At 60.9% G+C, this 19,508-nt stretch carries 19 protein-coding genes; 12 read left to right on the plus strand and 7 right to left on the minus strand.

Annotated elements, in window-relative coordinates; all coding sequences use genetic code 11:
• Positions 1-27 precede the first annotated feature (27 nt).
• The 3 genes from IB252_RS09255 to IB252_RS09265 all read left to right on the plus strand — a co-directional run bounded on the left by IB252_RS09255 (position 28) and on the right by IB252_RS09265 (position 3,819).
• A complete protein-coding gene (locus IB252_RS09255; protein ID WP_010460184.1) occupies positions 28-468 on the plus strand; it encodes a c-type cytochrome in 441 nt (146 codons plus the stop codon).
• A gap of 3 nt (positions 469-471) precedes the next feature.
• Positions 472-1,899, plus strand: a complete 1,428-nt coding sequence (locus tag IB252_RS09260; protein ID WP_111450212.1) for a cbb3-type cytochrome c oxidase subunit I — start codon at positions 472-474, stop codon at positions 1,897-1,899.
• A 78-nt stretch (positions 1,900-1,977) separates the two neighbouring features.
• Positions 1,978-3,819: a nitric oxide reductase activation protein NorD gene (locus IB252_RS09265; protein WP_192408279.1), complete on the plus strand. Its 1,842-nt coding sequence runs from the start codon at positions 1,978-1,980 to the stop codon at positions 3,817-3,819.
• A gap of 220 nt (positions 3,820-4,039) precedes the next feature.
• Here the strand turns inward: IB252_RS09265 and IB252_RS09270 are convergent, their stop codons facing one another.
• Both IB252_RS09270 and IB252_RS09275 read right to left on the minus strand, forming a co-directional pair.
• The gene (locus tag IB252_RS09270) at positions 4,040-4,228 is read right to left on the minus strand and encodes a protein DnrP (RefSeq protein ID WP_111450252.1); all 189 of its coding nucleotides are present in this window, start codon (positions 4,226-4,228) and stop codon (positions 4,040-4,042) included.
• Between the two features lie 5 nt (positions 4,229-4,233).
• Positions 4,234-4,917, minus strand: a complete 684-nt coding sequence (locus tag IB252_RS09275) for a Crp/Fnr family transcriptional regulator (RefSeq protein ID WP_008156275.1) — start codon at positions 4,915-4,917, stop codon at positions 4,234-4,236.
• Between the two features lie 595 nt (positions 4,918-5,512).
• Here IB252_RS09275 and IB252_RS09280 point away from each other — a divergent pair.
• Both IB252_RS09280 and IB252_RS09285 read left to right on the plus strand, forming a co-directional pair.
• Positions 5,513-6,703, plus strand: coding sequence for an NnrS family protein (locus IB252_RS09280; RefSeq protein ID WP_192408280.1), 1,191 nt, complete (start codon positions 5,513-5,515; stop codon positions 6,701-6,703).
• A gap of 25 nt (positions 6,704-6,728) precedes the next feature.
• Entirely contained in the window at positions 6,729-7,169 is a 441-nt protein-coding gene (locus IB252_RS09285) for a CopD family copper resistance protein (RefSeq protein WP_111450210.1), read from the plus strand.
• 75 nt (positions 7,170-7,244) lie between these two features.
• Here the strand turns inward: IB252_RS09285 and ytfE are convergent, their stop codons facing one another.
• On the minus strand, positions 7,245-7,919 hold the full coding sequence (gene ytfE, locus IB252_RS09290; RefSeq protein WP_192408281.1) for an iron-sulfur cluster repair protein YtfE: 675 nt from the start codon (positions 7,917-7,919) through the stop codon (positions 7,245-7,247).
• A 155-nt stretch (positions 7,920-8,074) separates the two neighbouring features.
• Between ytfE and norR the strand changes: the two genes are divergently transcribed.
• The 7 genes from norR (at position 8,075) to ubiT (ending at position 14,815) form a co-directional block, all read left to right on the plus strand.
• Positions 8,075-9,604 (plus strand): nitric oxide reductase transcriptional regulator NorR, encoded by a 1,530-nt coding sequence (norR, locus tag IB252_RS09295; protein WP_111450208.1) that lies wholly within the window; start codon positions 8,075-8,077, stop codon positions 9,602-9,604.
• A gap of 89 nt (positions 9,605-9,693) precedes the next feature.
• Complete coding sequence (gene pdxH / locus IB252_RS09300) at positions 9,694-10,341, plus strand: pyridoxamine 5'-phosphate oxidase (protein ID WP_192408282.1); 648 nt, start codon at positions 9,694-9,696, stop codon at positions 10,339-10,341.
• Positions 10,342-10,591: 250 nt separating this feature from the next.
• Complete coding sequence (gene moaB, locus IB252_RS09305) at positions 10,592-11,146, plus strand: molybdenum cofactor biosynthesis protein B (RefSeq protein ID WP_192408283.1); 555 nt, start codon at positions 10,592-10,594, stop codon at positions 11,144-11,146.
• Positions 11,143-12,378 (plus strand): gephyrin-like molybdotransferase Glp, encoded by a 1,236-nt coding sequence (gene glp, locus IB252_RS09310; protein ID WP_192408284.1) that lies wholly within the window; start codon positions 11,143-11,145, stop codon positions 12,376-12,378. Before moaB ends, glp begins: the two co-directional genes overlap by 4 nt.
• Positions 12,379-12,454: 76 nt before the next feature.
• Positions 12,455-13,450 carry a ubiquinone anaerobic biosynthesis protein UbiU gene (gene ubiU, locus IB252_RS09315; protein WP_150636955.1) on the plus strand — a complete coding sequence of 332 codons (996 nt, stop codon included), beginning with the start codon at positions 12,455-12,457 and terminating at the stop codon, positions 13,448-13,450.
• 10 nt (positions 13,451-13,460) lie between these two features.
• The gene (locus IB252_RS09320) at positions 13,461-14,351 is read left to right on the plus strand and encodes a U32 family peptidase (RefSeq protein WP_192408285.1); all 891 of its coding nucleotides are present in this window, start codon (positions 13,461-13,463) and stop codon (positions 14,349-14,351) included.
• Positions 14,345-14,815 (plus strand): ubiquinone anaerobic biosynthesis accessory factor UbiT, encoded by a 471-nt coding sequence (gene ubiT / locus IB252_RS09325; RefSeq protein WP_192408286.1) that lies wholly within the window; start codon positions 14,345-14,347, stop codon positions 14,813-14,815. The genes IB252_RS09320 and ubiT overlap by 7 nt, the downstream gene beginning before the upstream one ends.
• Before the next feature lie 776 nt (positions 14,816-15,591).
• Here the strand turns inward: ubiT and IB252_RS09330 are convergent.
• From IB252_RS09330 to IB252_RS09345, 4 genes are all read right to left on the minus strand, one after another.
• Complete coding sequence (locus tag IB252_RS09330; protein ID WP_192408287.1) at positions 15,592-15,990, minus strand: putative zinc-binding protein; 399 nt, start codon at positions 15,988-15,990, stop codon at positions 15,592-15,594.
• Between the two features lie 74 nt (positions 15,991-16,064).
• Positions 16,065-16,739: a Crp/Fnr family transcriptional regulator gene (locus tag IB252_RS09335; protein WP_192408288.1), complete on the minus strand. Its 675-nt coding sequence runs from the start codon at positions 16,737-16,739 to the stop codon at positions 16,065-16,067.
• Between the two features lie 86 nt (positions 16,740-16,825).
• On the minus strand, positions 16,826-17,473 hold the full coding sequence (gene narL / locus IB252_RS09340; protein ID WP_192408289.1) for a two-component system response regulator NarL: 648 nt from the start codon (positions 17,471-17,473) through the stop codon (positions 16,826-16,828).
• Positions 17,470-19,272: a HAMP domain-containing protein gene (locus IB252_RS09345; protein ID WP_192408290.1), complete on the minus strand. Its 1,803-nt coding sequence runs from the start codon at positions 19,270-19,272 to the stop codon at positions 17,470-17,472. Before IB252_RS09345 ends, narL begins: the two co-directional genes overlap by 4 nt.
• Positions 19,273-19,508: the final 236 nt, after the last annotated feature.

Consider the following 19,508-nt stretch of genomic DNA (forward strand, 5'->3'; position numbering starts at 1 on the left):
GACGGGCCAAGCAAAGAGGAAGCGACCATGTCAGAGACCTTCACCAAAGGCATGGCCAGGAATATCTACTTCGGGGGAAGCATCTTCTTCTTCCTGATATTCCTGGCCTTGACCTATCACACGGAACAGACCTTTCCGGCCCGCAGCAATGAAGCGCAGCTAACCGAATCAGTGGTGCGCGGCAAGTTGGTCTGGGAGCAAAACAATTGCATCGGCTGCCACACACTGCTGGGCGAGGGCGCCTACTTCGCGCCTGAGCTGGGCAATGTGTTCCAGCGGCGCGGCGGGGAGGCGGGCTTCAAACCCTTCTTGCATGCCTGGATGAAAATGCAGCCACTGGGCGTACCGGGCCGACGCGCGATGCCGCAGTTCAAGTTGAGTGACCAGGAGGTGGATGACATCGCCGAGTTCCTCAAATGGAGCTCGAACATCAACACCAATGGCTGGCCGCCAAACAAGGAGGGCTAAGCGATGAGCATTGCTAATCCGCATCTGAAATTCGCCTCGCAAGCCGTGGCCAAACCGTACTTCGTGTTCGCCTTGATCCTGTTTCTCGGTCAGGTGCTGTTCGGTTTGATCATGGGCCTGCAATACGTGATAGGGGACTTTCTGTTCCCGATCATCCCCTTCAACGTGGCGCGGATGGTGCACACCAACCTGCTGATCGTCTGGCTGCTGTTCGGGTTCATGGGCGCCGCCTACTACCTGATTCCGGAAGAGGCCGACCGCGAACTGCACAGTCCGAAACTGGCGATCATCCTGTTTTGGGTATTCGCCGCCGCTGGCGTGCTGACGATCCTGGGCTACCTGCTGGTGCCGTATGCCGGCCTGGCCAAGCTGACCCACAACGAACTGCTGCCGACCATGGGACGAGAGTTCCTGGAACAGCCGACCATCACCAAGATGGGCATTGTGGTGGTGTGCCTGGGCTTCCTCTACAACATCGGCATGACCTTGCTCAAAGGTCGCAAGACCACCGTCAGCATGGTGATGATGACCGGGCTGATCGGGCTCGCGGTGTTCTTCCTGTTCTCCTTCTATAACCCCGGCAACCTGGCCCGCGACAAGTTCTACTGGTGGTGGGTCGTGCATCTTTGGGTAGAGGGCGTGTGGGAACTGATCATGGGTTCGATGCTCGCGTTTGTCCTGATCAAGATCACCGGTGTAGACCGGGAAGTCGTGGAGAAATGGCTGTATGTGATCATCGCCATGGCGCTGATTACCGGGATCATCGGTACCGGTCACCACTTCTTCTGGATCGGTGCGCCCGAGGTCTGGTTGTGGGTCGGCTCGATCTTCTCGGCACTCGAACCGCTACCGTTCCTGGCCATGGTGATCTTCGCCTTCAGCATGGTGAAGAACCGTCGCCGGCAACACCCGAACCGCGCCGCCACGCTGTGGGCCAAGGGCACTACGGTCACCGCGTTCTTCGGTGCAGGCGTCTGGGGTTTTCTGCACACCCTGGCACCGGTCAACTTCTACACCCATGGCTCGCAACTGACGGCTGCTCACGGTCACCTGGCCTTCTACGGTGCTTACGCGATGATCGTGATGACCTTGATCAGCTACGCCATGCCGCGATTGCGCGGGTTGGGTGAAGCGGCTGACGAGCGTTCGCAGACCTACGAAATCTGGGGCTTCTGGTTGATGACCCTGTCGATGGTGATGATCACGCTGTTCCTCACTGCTGCGGGTGTCGTGCAGGTCTACCTGCAACGCTGGCAGGTAGATGGAGTCGCGCTGCCATTTATGGCCACGGTGGAACATCTGCAAGTGTTGTTCTGGGCTCGTCTGGGTGCCGGTCTCGGGTTCTTCGCCGGACTCGCGTGTTACCTGTTCAGCTTCAAGCAGCGTGGCCGCGCAGCCTTGCGCGCCCCGGCTGCGGTGGTTCCTTCATGAGCCGCTGTAACGGCTAGAAAAGGTCGGCCCGGCTGATACAGCGGGCCGTTTTTTTGCTTTACAAAAAGGGCAATGACCATGGCCTTTACCGTCGAATTGGAAGAGTGGGTCGGCAGCGTCTGGCATCGCTTCATCACACGGCGCGCCAGCCCGGATTTCCCCGAAGCACGGGTCGAGCTGGCCAGCCAGCAACGACCGCTGGCGCTGCTGTTTCGCGCCATGGGCGGCGCCAGTGGCATTGGTGTCGAAGCCGCCAGCGACCGTGATCTGCTGTTGCGACGCAACGTGCTGCAGCAGATCGCCGGCACCTGCAAGCAAGTGCCCTTGGCGTGGTGCGACGAGGCGAACCTGCGTCTGCCGTCGAGCCTGGCGGTGTTTCCTGAAGTCGCGCTGAACGAGGAACTCTATCGCTGGCTCGCATTGCTGGCGGCCCAGGCCGGCCAGATGCGGCACTGGGGCCGGGACAATCAACGCTGGACGCAACAGCTGTTGCGGCGCTATCCCGCGTTGCGTGCCAGGTACAAACGTTTGGTCGATGCGCACCTGCAATTGCGCCCGGATCCGGCCACATTGAACACCGGCGAAGCGGCGCTGGAGCGGGCGTTATGCCAGGCGCTATGCGAGCCGGGCAGTGTCGAGCATTTTCCCCGCAGCGAACGGGCCGCGTGGCCGCTGCCGCTGTGGCTGTACCCACCGCAAAACCTCGCCAGCCCGCAGGCTGCCGACCTCGGTGACGAGTCGGAAGAATCGCTGACGACCCCGCCCGGTGAGCAGAAAGGGGGAAGCAAACGCGCCAAGCGGATCGATGAAGGCAGCCGCGACGGCGGGTTGTTGATCGTGCGCCTGGAGAACCTGTTCAGCTGGACCGAACACGTCGACCTGGATCGCTGGACAGACGACAGTGAAGACCCGGACGCGGCCAGAGTCGCTGAGGACCTCGACGAGTTGAGCCTGTCGCGCACCCGTCTGCGCAAGGGCGGCGGCCTCAAGCTGCACCTGGATCTGCCACCGGCCGATGTCGACGATATTCCCTTGGGCGAGGGCATCAAGCTGCCGGAGTGGGATTACCGCAAACAGCAGATGCAGAACAGCTTCGTCAATCTGCAAATGATGGTGCCCCGCGACTGCGAGGCGCAGCCATTGCCGCCACGGCTGAAGGCCTCGGCGCATCGACTGCGCCGCCAGTTCGAGCACCTGCGCAATGACCGCCAATGGCTGCGCCAGCAACCTCAAGGGGCTGAACTGGACATGCAGGCTTGGCTGGATTTTCACGTTGAACGCGAGCATGGCCAGTGTGCGGAACGCGGTCTGTTTATGGAACAACGGCAGACGCGCCGCGACCTGGCGTGCCTGTTGCTGGCCGACGTGTCGATGTCCACCGACGCGCACTTGAACGATGAACATCGGGTGATTGATGTGATCCGCGACAGCTTGCTGTTGTTTGGTGAAACCCTGTCGGTGCTGGGTGATGATTTCGCCCTGTACGGGTTTTCCTCGCTGCGTCGTCATCAAGTGCGCATGCAGGAACTCAAGTCCTTCACCCAGCGTTATGACGACAACACCCGTGGTCGCATTCAAGGGCTCAAACCGGGGTATTACACCCGCATGGGCGCCGCCATCCGCCACGCCACCCAACTGCTGGGCAAGAGCAAACGCCGCAGCAAACTGTTACTGCTGCTCACGGATGGCAAACCTAATGATCTGGATTTGTATGAGGGGCGCTACGGCGTTGAAGACACCCGCGAAGCGGTGCTGGAGGCGCGGCGCCAGGGGTTGACGCCGTTCTGTATCACGATTGACCGCGAGGCCGGGGATTACCTGCCGTACATGTTCGGCGCCAATGGCTACACCTTGATCCGCCAGCCCGAACAACTACCCCTGCGCTTGCCGCAGTTGTATCGCCAGCTGACCCAGCCGTGATCTCCTTGGTCACCTGGGTCCTGTAGCTGTCTTGTGGTGAGGGGATTTAGCGAAACGTCGCACCGCCCCGTTCGGCGGCGAAGCCGCCGTAATCCATTGGACGCGGTGTGGCTAAAAAAAATACAGGGGCCGCTTCGCAGCCCAACGGGGATAAATCCCCTCACCACAGCACCACAGCACCACAGGCTCGACAGCTGCTACAGGGGAGATTTGCGGGGGATCAGGCGTTACGCGGCAGCCAGAAAAACATCGTCACGCAGAAGATCGTCAGGCCAATACAGAACCACATGAATTGGCGCAGCCGGCGTTCCCCCGCCTGTGCCGCCAATGCCGGCAGGGGCATGCCGCATTGGCGGCACTCGGTTTCTTGTGCGGGGTTGGTGTGTTGGCAATACAAACAGACGGGCATGGCACTCACTCGAACTGTTCCAGGCGCAGACGATCGAGAATGGCGATCTGGCGGCCGTCCTGGGTGATGATGTTTTCATCGATCAGGCGACGGATGATCCGCGAAAAGGTTTCCGGCTGGATCGACAGATGCCCGGCAATCAGTTGCTTGGCCATCGGCAGCTCGAATTGGCTGTCAACGGTTTGCTGGCGCACCAGTTGCGTCAGCAGATAGCGCACGACCCGGTGGGTAGCGTTTTTCAGCGACAGGGTTTCGATTTCGTTGACCCGTTGATGCAGGCGAACGCAGAGCTTGCCGAGCAGCGCAAAAGTCAGTCGACTATTGCTCTGCAGCAGACGCATGTAGGTGTTGTTGGATAACCGATAGAGCTGAGTCGGGCAGATGGCTTCGGCCGAGGCCACATAGTTCGGGGTGTCCATCAGCATCATCGCCTCGGCGAAGGTTTGCCGATCGCCGATCACCTCAAACACTTTCTCCTGCCCATCCGGTGTCAGGCGGTAGATTTTCACCGCGCCGGCAATCACGAAATAGAACGAGTCTGCCGGTTCACCCTGGCGGAACAACGGTTCGCCCTTGTCGATGCTCAACAAGTGGCTGGTACTCATCAGTTCATCCAGCTGTTCTTCGTTCAACGGCTCGAACAAGTGATGACTGCGCAGAATCTGGTGATGGACACGATGAAGCACCATAAGAATTCATCCTGAAGATTGAGGAGGGGATAGCGATCAAGTCAAACGAGGCCCAGCGAGACGCCGCTGGCCAACGCCAGAACCGAGGTCAGCACCACAAACCAGGCCAGTGGCTGGATGACTTTTTTCATGACGACTCCTGGGGATCGAGAGGGACCAAGGTTTTTTTGATTGCTGAAAGCGTGAGCAAGACGCGGGCCATGCCTGGAGGCCTTTGTTTATTGGGGGTGTCAAAAATAAGGGTAAAAAAGACCACAAGGTTTAGGGTTCAAATAACCCTTAAATGGTCATTTGTACCCTGATCCGATCACCCCTGTGGTGAGGGGGCTTGCCCCCGTTCGGCTGCGCAGCAGTCGCAAAACCGGCTGATGCGTTCTATCTGACGTCCCGCTATCACCGGTTTTGGGAGCGCTTCGCACTCCAACGGGGGCAAGCCCCCTCGCCACAGGAATACGAGAAAGCAGCAGGGCACGCCCCTTGCACACTTGATCTGCGACAAAGGCAATTGATCGCCAATACCCGATCATTGCCCCGGGACTTACCTCGACGCGTGTGGGTTGGCGTCAGGTCAGCAGCAAGGTAAAGGAGTGGCTTTATGCAAGTGCTCGACCGCCGTAAAGCGATGGCCATCGCGCCGCTGTTACGTTTGGCCTTTCGGCCATTTTTCCTCGCCGGCTGCCTGTTGGCAGTGCTGGTCATTCCACTCTGGCTGGCCGCCTTCAGTGGTGCGCTGTCCGGCTGGCAGCCGGCGGGTGGCTGGCTGGGCTGGCATCGACACGAATTGCTGTTCGGATTCGGCCTGGCGATCATCGCGGGTTTTCTGCTGACAGCGGTGCAGACCTGGACCGGTCGTCCCGGCCTCAGCGGGCGACCATTGGCCGCGCTGGCGCTGCTGTGGTTGTTGGCGCGCGTGGCCTGGCTGGTCAATGCGCCGTTGCCGGTGCTCGCCGTGCTGGAATTGGCGTTCCCGCTGGCGGTGGCCGCGCTCATGGGTTTCACCTTGTGGAAGGTGCGGCAGAAACGTAACTACCCGATTGCGGTGGTGCTGTTATTGTTAGCGGCGGCCGACGGGTTGTCCCTGTACGGCCTCATCGAAGGTCATGAAGGCTGGCAGCGTCAAGGCGTGCTGACCGGCCTCTGGCTGGTGGCGGCGATGATGGGCTTGATCGGCGGGCGCGTCATACCGTTCTTCATCCAGCGCGGCCTCGGCAAGGTCGATGGCGTGACCCCTTGGCCGTGGCTGGATTGGCTGCTGCTGATTGGCTCACCGCTGGTGGCGTTGTTATATGCCGCTGGACCTGCGCTTGACCCCAATCTCTGGGTTGGCCTGTTATTCGCCGTGTTGGCCGCCGGGCACCTGGTGCGTCTGGTTCGCTGGCATGATCGCGCCCTCTGGCACGTGCCGTTGCTGTGGTCGTTGTACCTGGCGTATGCCTGGTTGGCGGTGGCCTGTCTTGCAATGGCGCTGTGGCATTTCGATGCGCCGATCAATCCGAGTCTGGCGGTGCATTGCCTGACCATCGGCGCCATGGGCGGCCTGGTGCTGGCGATGATCGCGCGGGTCAGCCTGGGCCACACCGGCCGAGCGCTGGAGCCGCCGTCGGGCATGACCCTGGCGTTCATTTTGCTCAACCTGGCGTGTCTGAGCCGGGTCGTGTTGATCCTGTTCTTTCCCCTGCCTGCGTTGTGGCTGGCCGGTCTGTGTTGGGCGCTGGCGTTTGCGCTGTACGCCTGGCGCTACGGGCCGATGCTGCTGCGGGCCCGGGTGGACGGCCATCCAGGCTAAGCAAGCGAACTGACGGAGGCTGCCAGTGTTATATCCCTTTTTACTGGTCACCCACTTACTGGCGGCGATTGCCTTCATCGGCACGCTGTTTTTCGAGGTGGTGATCTGGCACAACGCCCGCCAGCAAGTGGCGGTTACCGCGCAAACGGGCGCCGATCAAGCGATCGCGGTGCGTTCGCGCAAGGTGCTGCATGGCGTGGTGCTGCTGTTGTATGGCGCCGGCATCAGCCTGGCGTGGCAACACCGTGGCGTATTGAGTCAGCCGCTGGCCAGCAGTTTTGGCACGTTGCTGAGCCTGAAGATCATCCTGGCCCTGAGCATCATCGGCCATTACTTCCTGCTGGCGTACTGGCTGAAAAGCGCACGCCTGACCACGACCCGCGCCAGCTGGATTCGCCGCAGCATCCTCGGGCACATGGTGTTGATCGTGATCCTGGCCAAGGCCATGTTCTATTGGCACGGTTGATCGCCCGCCGTCCCTGACAGACAAAACCCGCGTCAACCGGAGGGCTGGCGCGGGTTGGGTGTGAGCGACAATCGATCAGTGACGACGGTTCAAGGCGTTAACAAACAACACGTTGTTTTCCAGATGGATGTGTTGCATCAGGTCATCACGAAACTCCACCAGCCCACGATACAGGGCACGCCAGGTGTTACAGGCATCGGCCGGCGGGGTGATGTTGTTGGTCAGCGCGAGCAGCTTTTCGAGGGCTTCGCCATGTTGATCATGTTCAAAGCGCAGCACCTGGATCGGCGGCGCGGCCTGAGGGCCGATGCCCTGTTGCAGCATCGGGAACAGCACTTGTTCTTCCTTGAGCATGTGGCCTTCGAGTTCTTGTTGCATGTCAGTCAGCAGATCGGCCAGGCCGTTGGGGCAACTGCTGCGTGCACCGTGAACCTGCTCGACCCGACGGGCCAGGCGGATCAGTTCCGGCAGTTGCTCGCGATGGCGGGCGTGATAGCGCGCCAGAAGATGGGCGATCAACAGCTCCGACGGTTCGCTGCGCCAGTCGTGCTGGGTTTCGCCGGTGTCTTGCAGCCGGTGCAGCGCATCGGCGATCAGCACCGGATCGAGGTCTTTGCCAGCGGCCGCTTCGCGCAGGCTTTTATGCCCGCCACAACAGAAGTCCAGTTTGAAGGTGTGAAAGATCCGCGTGGCGCCGGGAATATCGCAAGCCAGTTGGCCGAGGCTTTGTTCCAGTAGGGTCAGGCTCATCAGGGGGTCCTTGTTTGGATTTCAACGGTTCCTCAGGCTCATTGCACCCCGCATGCCATCTTTAACGTATTGAAAAATATGGCTTTATTTTTAGTTGTGGTGATAGACACCCGGACGCTTTAGGGTGAATCCAACCATAGAGGGTAAAAACTACCATGCTGCGTGAAAGCCTGGCGGCCGACCTGATTGTCGAGTTGCCCAATGCTGTGCGGTTGCAACGATTGGTCCAGACCTTGCGCGAATACTTCAACAGTGGCGCCGTGGGATTGCTGCGTCTGGATGACGACAGCCTCAGGCCGGTGGCGACGGTGGGGCTGGTGCATGAAGCGTTGGGGCGTCGGTTTGTCATCGCCCAGCATCCGCGGCTGGCGGCGATCATGGCGTCGCGCGAACCCACCTGGTTCGAGCCCGACAGTCGCTTGCCGGACCCCTATGACGGTTTGCTCGACAATCACGCCGGCGAACCGATGCCCGTACACGACTGCATGGGCGTGAGCCTGTACGTGGAGGGTCGGATCTGGGGCGCGATCACCCTCGATGCGCTGCACGCCGGGACCTTCGACAGCCGTGCGCGGGAAGAACTCAAGCGTTGCACCTTGCAGATCGAAGCCGCCGTGCGAGTCACCCGGCTCGAGCAGGAAAACCGCAGCCTGCGCTTGTCCCGCAGCGATATTCAAGACGTGCGCAGGCCGGCTGATGAAGGCGAAATCCTCGGGCAGAGCGAGGTGCTGCATCTGTTGCTCAATGAACTGGACGTGCTGGCCGATTCCGAGCTGCCGGTGTTGCTGCTGGGCGAGACGGGCGTCGGCAAAGAGCTGTTCGCCCGGCGCTTGCATCGTCTGTCGCGCCGCAGTCATAAGCCGCTGGTGCAGGTCAACTGCGCCGCGTTGCCGGAGTCTCTGGCGGAGAGTGAATTGTTCGGCCATGTCAAAGGCGCGTTTTCCGGCGCCACCAGTGACCGTGCCGGGCGTTTCGATGCGGCCAACGGTGGCACGCTGTTTCTCGATGAAGTCGGTGAATTGCCATTAGCCGTGCAAGCGAAGTTGCTGCGTACCCTGCAAAACGGCGAGATCCAGCGCCTTGGCGCCGACAAGCCGTTGCATGTCGATGTGCGCATCATCGCCGCGACCAACCGGCACCTGCCGGACAGCATCCGCGACGGCCTGTTTCGGGCCGATCTGTATCACCGGCTCTCGGTGTACCCGGTGCCGATTCCACCGCTGCGCGAGCGGGGTAATGACGTGTTGATGCTGGCCGGGCATTTCCTTGAACTCAATCGGGCACGACTCGGTTTGCGCGGTTTGCGTCTGTCACCGGCGGCTGAGCGTGCGCTGCTGACGTACAGCTGGCCGGGCAACGTGCGCGAGCTGGAACATGTGATCAGCCGGGCCGCGTTGAAACAGCTCAGTCGCGGCACCAGTCGTACGCTGATCATGACCCTGGAACCCGAGATTCTGGACCTCGACAGTGCCATGGGCGGGCAGGGCGCGGTCGTCGAAAGTCCCCTGGACGTGACGGCTGATGAGCCGTTCCAGCCCCTGGGTGAAGCGGTCGATGATTACCAGCGCAAGAAAATCCTCCAGGCCTTGAGCCTGTCCGGGGAGAACTGGGCCAGCGCCGCGCGGATTCTGGAAGTCGACCCCAGCAACCTGCACAAACTGGCTCGGCGTCTGCGCCTTAAATAAGGCTGGGCGTGCCAAGTGTTGATGGTGATCAAGGTGCTGTTGCGCAGTGTGTCGCACACTGGGCAGAACCCTTTTTGGAGATCACCGTCATGCCCCTTTCCCTGGCACAGATGCGCCGCAACTACACCCTTTTTGGCCTGCAAGACGACTCGGCGCTGGAGGACCCGATGGCGATGTTCCGGCAATGGCTGCAACTGGCCCGCGACACCGAGCGCGCGCCTGTCGAAGCCAATAGCATGGTGTTGGCGACGGTCGACAGTGAAGGGCGCCCGCACGCCCGGGTCCTGCTGCTCAAGGGTTTGAGCGATGAAGGCTTCACCTTTTTCGGCAATTACCAGAGCGACAAGGGCCAGCAACTGGCGGCCAACCCGCATGCCGCCATGACCTTTTTCTGGCCGGGGCTGGAGCGTCAGATACGTATCGAAGGCCAGGTCTCCAGGCTCGACCCGATGCTGTCGGATGCGTACTTCGATTCCCGCTCACAGGACAGTCGCCTGGGCGCCTGGGCTTCACCGCAAAGCCGGCCGCTGGCCAATCGGGCCGAGCTTGAATCGCTGCTGCTACAAACCACACAACGTTTTGCCGGCAAGACCGTGCCGCGGCCCGAACATTGGGGCGGCTACTGCTTGCACCCTGAGCGTCTGGAGTTCTGGCAGGGCCGTGCCGACCGCTTGCATGACCGTCTTGATTACCGGTTGCGCGATGGCGCATGGCAACGCAATCGCCTGGCGCCTTGAGACCCGTTGCGCAAAACATGCAGCAATGAAGAACCATGTGGGAGCGAGCCTGCTCGCGATAGCGGTGGGTCAGTCGACATCAATGTTGCCTGACAAACCGCTATCGCGAGCAGGCTCGCTCCCACAGGTTTTTGTGTGGCCAGCACAATCTTCATATGTCCCTGTGGAGGTACCTCCTTGGAGGAATAGGCTCACCGGGGATTCCGGTTCAGGCTTTATCCCATACCCTCATTCACGGGAAGGCTTGGATATGGCCCATCTGGCGCAACGCACGTTTGAACCCCTGAACATCGCCGTGCTGACCATCAGCGATACGCGCACCTTTGACACCGACACCTCGGGGCAGACCCTGACGGATTTGCTGCAAACGGCCGGGCATGTATTGATCGACCGTGACCTGGTCAAGGACGACATTTATCAGATCCGCGCCAAGGTCTCTCACTGGATCGCAGACCCTCAGGTTCAAGTGATACTGATGACCGGTGGCACCGGTTTCACCGCGCGTGACAACACACCGCAAGCGGTCTTGCCGTTGCTGGACAAACACGTGGAAGGCTTCGGTGAACTGTTCCGTCAGGTGTCCCTGGCGGAAATCGGCATGTCCAGTCTGCAGTCACGGGCGCTGGCCGGGATGAGCAATGGCGTGCTGGTGTGCTGCGTTCCGGGCTCGCCCGGCGCGTGTCGAACCGCCTGGAACCAGATCCTGTTCGAGCAATTGGACAGCCGCACCGGCCCGTGCAATTTCGCCCCGCATTTGAAGCCGCAAGGGCAACAGGTCATCGACGCCTGCGAGCCACGCTCATGACCGGCCGGGTGTGCGACCTCGGCCACCTGATGCCGGTGGACGAGGCCATCAGCCGTTTGCTGGATCAGGCACCGCCGCCGCCCCTGGCGCAAAAGATCGGTCTGGATCAAGCCTTGGGTCGGGTGCTGGCGGCGGACATTCATTCCCCCGTCAACCTGCCGGCCTGGGACAACAGTGCCATGGACGGTTATGCCCTCAGGGCCGCTGACCTGCCAGCGGACGGTGGCTATTTACCGATTGGCGGACGAATTGCGGCGGGTGATCCGGCGTCCTCGCCGTTGCTCGCGCAGCAGGCGGTACAGATTTTTACCGGCGCACCATTACCGCCGGGTGCCGACACGGTGGTGCCGCAGGAGCGCTGCCGGATCGACGGCGAGCGCGTCTGGTTTCCACCTGTAAGCGTTGGCGATCACGTGCGCAAGGAAGGCGAGGAGGTGCGCCGGGGAGATCTGTTGCTCCAAGCCGGTAAACGCCTGCGTGCGCAAGAAGTGGGATTGTTGGCTGGCGCTGGCATTGCGCGGGTCGAGGTCTATCGACCGTTGCAGGTGTGTTTGCTGAGCAGCGGCAATGAACTGCGTGAACCCGGCGACTCGTTGGCGCCGGGGCAGATTTACAACAGCAATCGTTACTGCCTCGCGGCGTTGTTGAGCGGTTGGGGCGTCGAAGTGCACGACTATGGCGTGATGGCCGATGAGTTGGCCGCCAGTCGGCACGCCTTGAGCCTGGCGTCCTCGGAATGCGACCTGTTGTTGAGTTCCGGTGGCGTCTCGGTGGGTGAGGAAGATCACCTCAAACAGGCCATAGAGGAACTCGGCAGCCTGGATTTCTGGCGGCTGGCAATTCAGCCGGGTAAACCGCTGGCCTTCGGCGAAGTGGCCGGCAAACCGTGGATCGGCATGCCGGGCAATCCTTCAGCAGCGCTGATTACCGCGTTGGTGGTGGTGCGTCCGTTCCTGCTCAGGGCCCAGGGCGTGAAAGACGTGTTGCCGGTGCCAATGGTCGTGCCCGCCGGGTTCGACTGGTTGCAGCGCAACAGGCGTCGACAGTACTTGCGGGCTCGACTGACCCCGGGTGCTGACGGCCAGTTGAGCGTGGAACTGCACCCTCAGCAAAGCTCGGCGATGTTGACCGCCGCATGCTGGGCCGACGGGCTGGCGGTGATCGAGTGCGAGCAGCAAGTGCTCAAGCACGACAACGTGATGTTCCTGTCCTTCGCCGACCTGATGCATTGATCGCAATTGATTGCCGTCAAGGCTCTGGCTGCCGGTCTCGCTAGACTGGCAGCGCGTTTTTCCATGAGGATTACCCATGCAACTGGTCTGCCCGGCAGGGAATCTGCCTGCGCTAAAAGCGGCGGTACGCGAAGGTGCCGATGCCGTTTATGTCGGCTTTCGCGATGACACCAATGCCCGGCATTTCGCGGGGCTGAACATGGACGACAAACAGTTCGACGCGGCGGTCGCTCACATCCGCCAGCATCAACGCAAACTCTACGTCGCGGTCAACACCTACCCGCAACCCAAGGGCTGGGAACGCTGGCAGCGGGCGGTCGATCGTGCCGCCGATTTCGGCGTGGATGCGCTGATCGCCGCCGACCCCGGGGTACTCAACTACGCCAGCCAGCGTCACCCGCAACTGGCGTTGCACCTGTCGGTACAAGGCTCGGCAACCCATGCCGCGGCGCTGGAGTTTTATGCGCAGCGCTACGGCATTCGTCGCGCGGTGCTGCCGCGGGTGTTGTCGTTGGCGCAGGTGCGCCAGGTCGCCGCGAGCAGCCCGGTGCCCATCGAAGTCTTTGGCTTCGGCAGCTTGTGCATCATGGCCGAAGGGCGTTGCCATCTGTCGTCCTACATCACCGGCGAGTCGCCGAACCTGTGCGGCGTTTGCTCACCGGCCAAAGCGGTGCGTTGGAGCGACGACGCCGACGGCTTGAGCGCACGGCTCAGTGAAGTGCTGATCGACCGTTACACCCCTGATGAACCCGCCGGTTACCCGACCCTGTGCAAAGGCCGCTTCCTGGTCGGCGGCAAACGCTTTCATGCACTGGAAGAACCCACCAGCCTCGACACCCTGGACTTGCTGCCGGAATTGACGGCCATCGGCGTCGAGGCGGTCAAAATCGAGGGTCGGCAACGCAGCCCGGCCTATGTCGAACAAGTCACCCGCGTCTGGCGGGCGGCACTGGATGCTCATCGTGGCTCGCCGGGCAGTTTTCGGGTCAAGGAGGAATGGCGCAAGGTGCTGGCCGGTTTGTCCGAAGGCAGCCAGACCACCCTGGGTGCTTACCATCGATCATGGCAATGAGGGAGGCGACATGAAGCTCAGCCTTGGACCGGTCCTGTTTTATTGGGACAAAGAGCAACTCAGCAACTTTTACGCCGAGATGTCGGCCTTGCCCCTGGATGTGATTTACCTGGGGGAAACCGTGTGTTCTAAACGCCGGGCCTTTTCACTGGATCAATGGCTGGGGCTGGGGCGCGAGTTGCAGGAATGCAGCCAGGCGCAGTTGGTGATCTCCAGCCTGACGCTGATCGAAGCGGCTTCCGAACTCTCCAGCCTTCGCCGGCTCTGCGACAACGGCCAATTGTTGGTGGAAGCCAACGACATGGGCGCGGTGCAGTTTCTGGCCGAGCGCAAGTTGCCGTTCGTGGGTGGTCCGGCACTGAATGTGTACAACGGTCATACGCTCGCGCAATTGCTGGACTGCGGGATGACCCGTTGGGTGCCGCCGGTGGAATGCTCGGCAGCGCTGATTGGCGATGTGCTCGATCAAGTGCGCGAACTGGGCCGTGAGGTGCCGGAAGTCGAGATCTTTGCTTATGGGCATATGCCGTTGGCCTATTCCGCACGCTGCTTCACCGCACGGGCGGAGAACCTGCCCAAGGACGACTGCCGGTTTTGCTGCCTCAACTACCCCGACGGCTTGCCGCTGACCAGTCAGGAAGGGCAGGCGCTGTTCACCATTAACGGTATTCAAACGATGTCAGCGGAGGTGACCAATCTGCTGGCGGATTACACCGGGCTGGTGGCCTGTGGCGCCGATCTGTTGCGCCTGAGTCCTCGTGTTCAGGGCATGGCCGAGGTGATCGCGGCCTATCAACGGGTTTGTCTGGGTGAGACTCCGCCGCTGTTCGTCGACGGTTGCAATGGCTACTGGCATGGCCAGGCCGGCATGTTGCGCGTCGAGGAGGTCGGCCTGTGTTGAATCGTAAAAAGTGGTTGTTGAAAGGCGCCGACCGGTTGTTGCCATTGGTGCGCCGGGTGCCTTTTGCGGTGCAGCGCCTGGCGTTGCAGCAGACGCTCAATCGCTGCCTCGCCGGGCCGTTGCGCGAGGGTGAGTTTGAAGTGCTGCGTGGGCGTTGGTTGTGCTTGCGGATTCCCGACCTGGGGTTGTCGTGGTTCCTGACGTTGACGCGTGACGGGTTGCGGATTGCTGAACGCGCCACGGCGCATGTGACCATCAGCGGTAACTGGCGCGAGTTTTTGTTGTTGGCGAGCCGTCAGGAAGATCCGGACACGTTGTTCTTTCGCCGGCGTCTGGTGATTGAGGGGGATACGGAGTTGGGGTTGGCGTTGAAGAACCTGATCGACAGTCTGGATCCTGATGTGTTGCCTGTGTGGTTGTGGCGCAATCTGGAGCGGGCGGGGAAGGGGTTGGCGGCCGGGTAGCTGAGCTGTGTTTTTGGTCGGGGTACATATCCATTTTTGCGGTAACGGCGGCTTATGGTTCCGCCCTTACGGCGGGTCACTTGGAAAAGCGCCAAGTAACCAAGCGCTCTTGCCCCTGACGTACGGTGCCTCGCTGTGGCTCGGCATGCCCTCGCTCCGGTCCTGCTCCGTGGGCCCGCCGCCATCGGCCATCCACGGCCGGGGGCGGCTACCGCGGCATCCTTGCCGCGGTGCCCACTGCGCAGAACCTGCGCTCGGCCTTCCGACGGGGCAGATCAAGATCAAAAGCCAGATCAAAATCAAAAGCCAAAGCGAGGCGGCCTGATAGCCGACCTGATGTCTGTCATGGTCATCGGCGGTGGACCTCTATGTCATGCCCGCCAAAAATCCAACTGTGGGAGCGAGCCTGCTCGCGAAGGCGGACTTACATTCAACATTGATGTCGACTGACAGGGCCTCATCGCGAGCAGGCTCGCTCCCACAGGGGGAATGCGCACGCTTAAAGAGACAGGCCGGCCGGTAGGCCGCCTCGCTTTGCTTTGCGGTGCACGCCCCCTCGCTCCGGGCCCACGGAGCAGGACCGGAGCGAGGCACCGAACGACAGGGGCAATAGCCCTTGGTTACTTGGGGCTTTTCCAAGTGACCCGCCGTAAGGGCGGAACCATCGGTTGCCGTTACCGCAACAATGGATATGTACTCCGACCAAAATCATAGGTCAGCGGTCAGTGCGCTTTCGCGAGCAAGCCCGCTCCCACAGTTTTGATTTTCGTTGTCCCTTAGGCCATTGTTTCCTGCCGGCTTTCATGCTGCCGAGCATCACTGGCAATCAACTGCCTGATCTGTTCAAACAACTCATCGCTCTCTGCTTCCGTGCAGTCCTCGCCATAACGCTTACGCAACCCATAATGGCTAAGAATCAAATGCACATCCGCATGCAGATCATGCTGCTTCAGGCAATTTTCAACACATTGCAACGGACACCCATCCAGCGCAAAAATCCGCCGCCCCGAGCGTGCCTTGTTGACCAGCGCCGCCACATGCCCGCCGACCCCGACGATGCAGGACATTTCCGCCAGGCCGCTGCGATCCAGCCGCACGGCCAGGGTGTTGGCCAGTTGGGCGACGTTGGAGCAGCCTGAGCAGGAGTAAATCAGGGGCAAGGTTGAATGGGACATGAGCGCTCTCCATGGATGGACTTCTTCAGTGTGCAAGGCCTGTGGCATCGCGCATTGACTGCGGTCAATTCCGTCTATTGGAAGGCCGCGAGATCCTCTTCGGCGAGGATGCTGATATTGCGCCGTTCCATGGCGATCAGGCCGCCGTCCACCAGTCGGTGCAAGATCCGCGAAAAGGTTTCCGGCTGGATGCCCAGCTTCGAGGCCACCAGGCGTTTGGACACCTGCAACACAATCAAGCCGCTGACCGGATTGCGTTCCTGGAGCAGAAAATTGATCACCCGCCGGCTCGCACTGGCCATGGTCAAGGTGTCGATGTCGCGCAGACGCAGGTGCAAGTGGACGCTCATGCTCGCGAGGATCGCCAGGCAGACTTTCGGCTGGTCCTCCAGGGCGTTGCGGTAATGGCTGCCCTCGATACTCACCAGCACGCTGTCCTTCAGCGCCGTGGCGCTCACCGGGTAGAGACGGGCCTGGCTGAACAGTAAGGCTTCGGCAAAGGTCTGGCCCGGCTGGATGATCTCCACCAGGTTTTCCTGACCTTCGCCGGTCAGCCGGTACAACTTGATCTGGCCGCTGACCAGCAGGAAAAAACGCTTGGCCGGATCGCCTTGGTGCATGAGTGTGCTGTGACAGGCCAGGCGCTTGAGCATCGCCAGGCCGCAGACTTCCTCGAAGATTTTCTCCGGTAACTGGCTGAACAGATGGTGACGACGCAACGTTAAAACGATGGAAGGGTGGGTCAGCATGGCGTACCTCCGCTGACGCTCATAGTAGAGAGCGCCGACCGGATGACCTATGCCTCTGGCGGCCTACCTCCAAAGAGGCATGCCCGTCATCCGGCATTACGCAGATGCTCCATGGCCCACACTGCCGCCTCGACCCGCGAGCGCAAGCCGAGTTTGTGCAGCAGGTTTTTCACGTGAACCTTGACCGTGCCTTCGGTGATGCCCAGCTTGTGCCCGATGACCTTGTTGCTGAAGCCGCTGGCGATGGTTTTCAGCACCTGGCGTTCACGCTCGGTCAGTTCCACCACCGTCTGGCGCTGCGGTGAGCGCAGTGCCTGGGCCATGACTTGGGTCAGCCCCGGGCTGATCACCAATTCGCCGTTCAAGGCATTGCGGATGTACTGAATCAACAGCTCGGGCTCCATGTCCTTGAGCAGATAGCCGTCGGCATCCAGACGCAGTGCGTCGCGAATATCGTCTTCGGCGTCCGATACCGTAAACAGCAGCACCTTGCCGGTGTAGTGCATCGCGCGTAATTGGCGCAGGGTTTCAATGCCATTCATCAGCGGCATGTTGTTGTCGAGCAACACCAGGTCCGGTTGCAGCGGCTCGATCAGAGCGAGTGCTTCTTCACCGTTATTGGCTTCGCCGACGATCAGGAAATCATCTTCGAGTTCGAGCATCTGGCGGATGCCGTGACGCATCATCGGGTGGTCGTCGACCAGCAGGATGGTGTGTTGCAGGGACGAGTTCATGTGACGCTACCTTCTGTTTTCTGCCCGAGAAACTCCGGTTGGAATTCCAGTTGGACGCGGGTGCCTTGCGGCTCCCTGGAGACTATTTCGAGTTGGCCGCGCAAGCTGCGGGCGCGCTCATCCATGATTTTCAGGCCGTGGTGTTCGCGTTGGTCGACGTTGCCGCTGAAGCCACGCCCGTCGTCTTCGACGATGAGCCTGACGGTTTCACCGTCCTGACGCAGTTGCAGCCATGCGTTCTGCGCGTGGGCGTGGCGCAGGCAGTTGGAGAGCGCCTCGCGGGTGATCTGCAAGATGTGGATTTGCTCGCTGGCCGATAACTGAAAGGCCAGTGCGTCGACGTGCAGGTGCACCTGGAATTCGCCGCGACGGGAGAATTCCTCGGCGGTGTCCTTGAGTTCCTGCACCAGTCCCGCATCGTGGATCTGCAAGCGAAAAGTGGTCAGCAACTCGCGTAACTGGCGGTAGGCATTGTTCAGCCCCTCGCGCAGTTCGGCGGTGACGTTTTCCAGGGTTTCAACCGGTTCGCCACGGCGCATCAGGGTCTGCAGGCGGCTGACTTGCAGCTTCATATAGGACAAGGCCTGGGCCAGTGAGTCGTGCAGCTCGCGGGCGATGATCGTGCGTTCGTCGAGCAACAGCAGGCGATGATCCTGTTCCCGTTGGCGTTTGAGCGACAGCGAGGTACCGATCAGGTTGGCCAGGGCCTGGATCAGTTGGGTTTCCCAGGCTTGCGTCGGGTGCCCGTCGACAAAGTGCGCCTTGAGTTCACCCAGTTCACTGCCCTGATTGCTGATGCTGAAGGTTTGCGGGCTGGCTTTATGGTGCTTCTGGCACGTGGCGCAATCGCTGCTGGCGCAGACTTCGCGGATGTTCGCGCCATGCAGGGCGAGCAACTGCTGGGCCGGTGCCTGCATTTGTCCTTGCAGGCACAGCGACAGACGCAAGCCGGGCAAGCGTTGCTGGAAGCGCCGGATCAACTCATCCAACCCTTCGGCATTGGCCAGGCGTGTGGCCAGGCTTCGACTGCTTTGGTACAGCAACTCAAGGGCGGCATTGGCTTGTTGCAGGTTCAGGGTTTTTTGCTGGACCTGACTCTCAAGGGTGCGATGCGAATCTTCGATCGTCTCGGCCATGGCGTTGAAGCTCATGGCCAACTGGCCCAGTTCGTCCTGGGACTGATGATTGACCCGCACCTTGAAATCGCCGCGCCGAAAGCGCTGGGTCGCGTCCACCAACTCTTTCAAGGGCATGACGACCCCGTACTGCAATTCGTAGAGCCCAATCAGCAGGACGAACAGGGTGGTGAACAAAGCCAGGCCCTGGATCACCTGTTGCCAGCCTTGCTTCTGTTCGCTTTGGCGCTGCAACAGGTTGACGAACTGGTTCAGTTGTTCAATGAAGGGCAGAGCCTGGACCTGAAAATAGGCGGCGTCGCCGCGTTCCAGTGCCGGACGCAAATCCTCGTTCCATTGCTGCTGGATTTGCCCGTAGCTGATTTGCAGCGCGGTGGTCGGGCCATCTTCCAGCACCGCCTTGAGTGATTGGCTGGTGAGACGGGTTTGCAGGCTGTCGGTAATGGCGATGATTTCTGAGGGCGTTGCACCCGCCGCCAGTTTCCAGCTCAGGTGGTAGGTCTCCATGCGCACCGAGCCTGCGGTGTTGATGGCGGCCGCATCGCCCTGGCTGAACCAGGCGATCAACCCGGCGCTCAACGAACTGGCGAGGGCGAGCACGGCGATCAGGATCACCGCCAGCCCGGCGCGAGCGGGCAGGGAGCTGCGCAACCAGCGGACCATCAGCGCAGGTCCCGGCAGACATCAGGAAAACAGAACACGTGGAGCTCCAGGAAGGGGTTTTGCCGCCGATCCCGGGCGCGCTACCTCTAAAGAGTTGTCGACTGATCCTTGTCAGCAAAAACCTTGGCAGAAAACCTCAAGACGCTGATAAACCAACGGTTTTAGGGTTTTCCTGTACTACCTCCTTAGAGGTAGACCGCGCAAGCATAGGCCTATGCCCCCTTGGGCTTCGTTGA

Source organism: Pseudomonas sp. PDM10, assembly GCF_014852295.1.
Taxonomy (GTDB): Bacteria; Pseudomonadota; Gammaproteobacteria; order Pseudomonadales; family Pseudomonadaceae; genus Aquipseudomonas.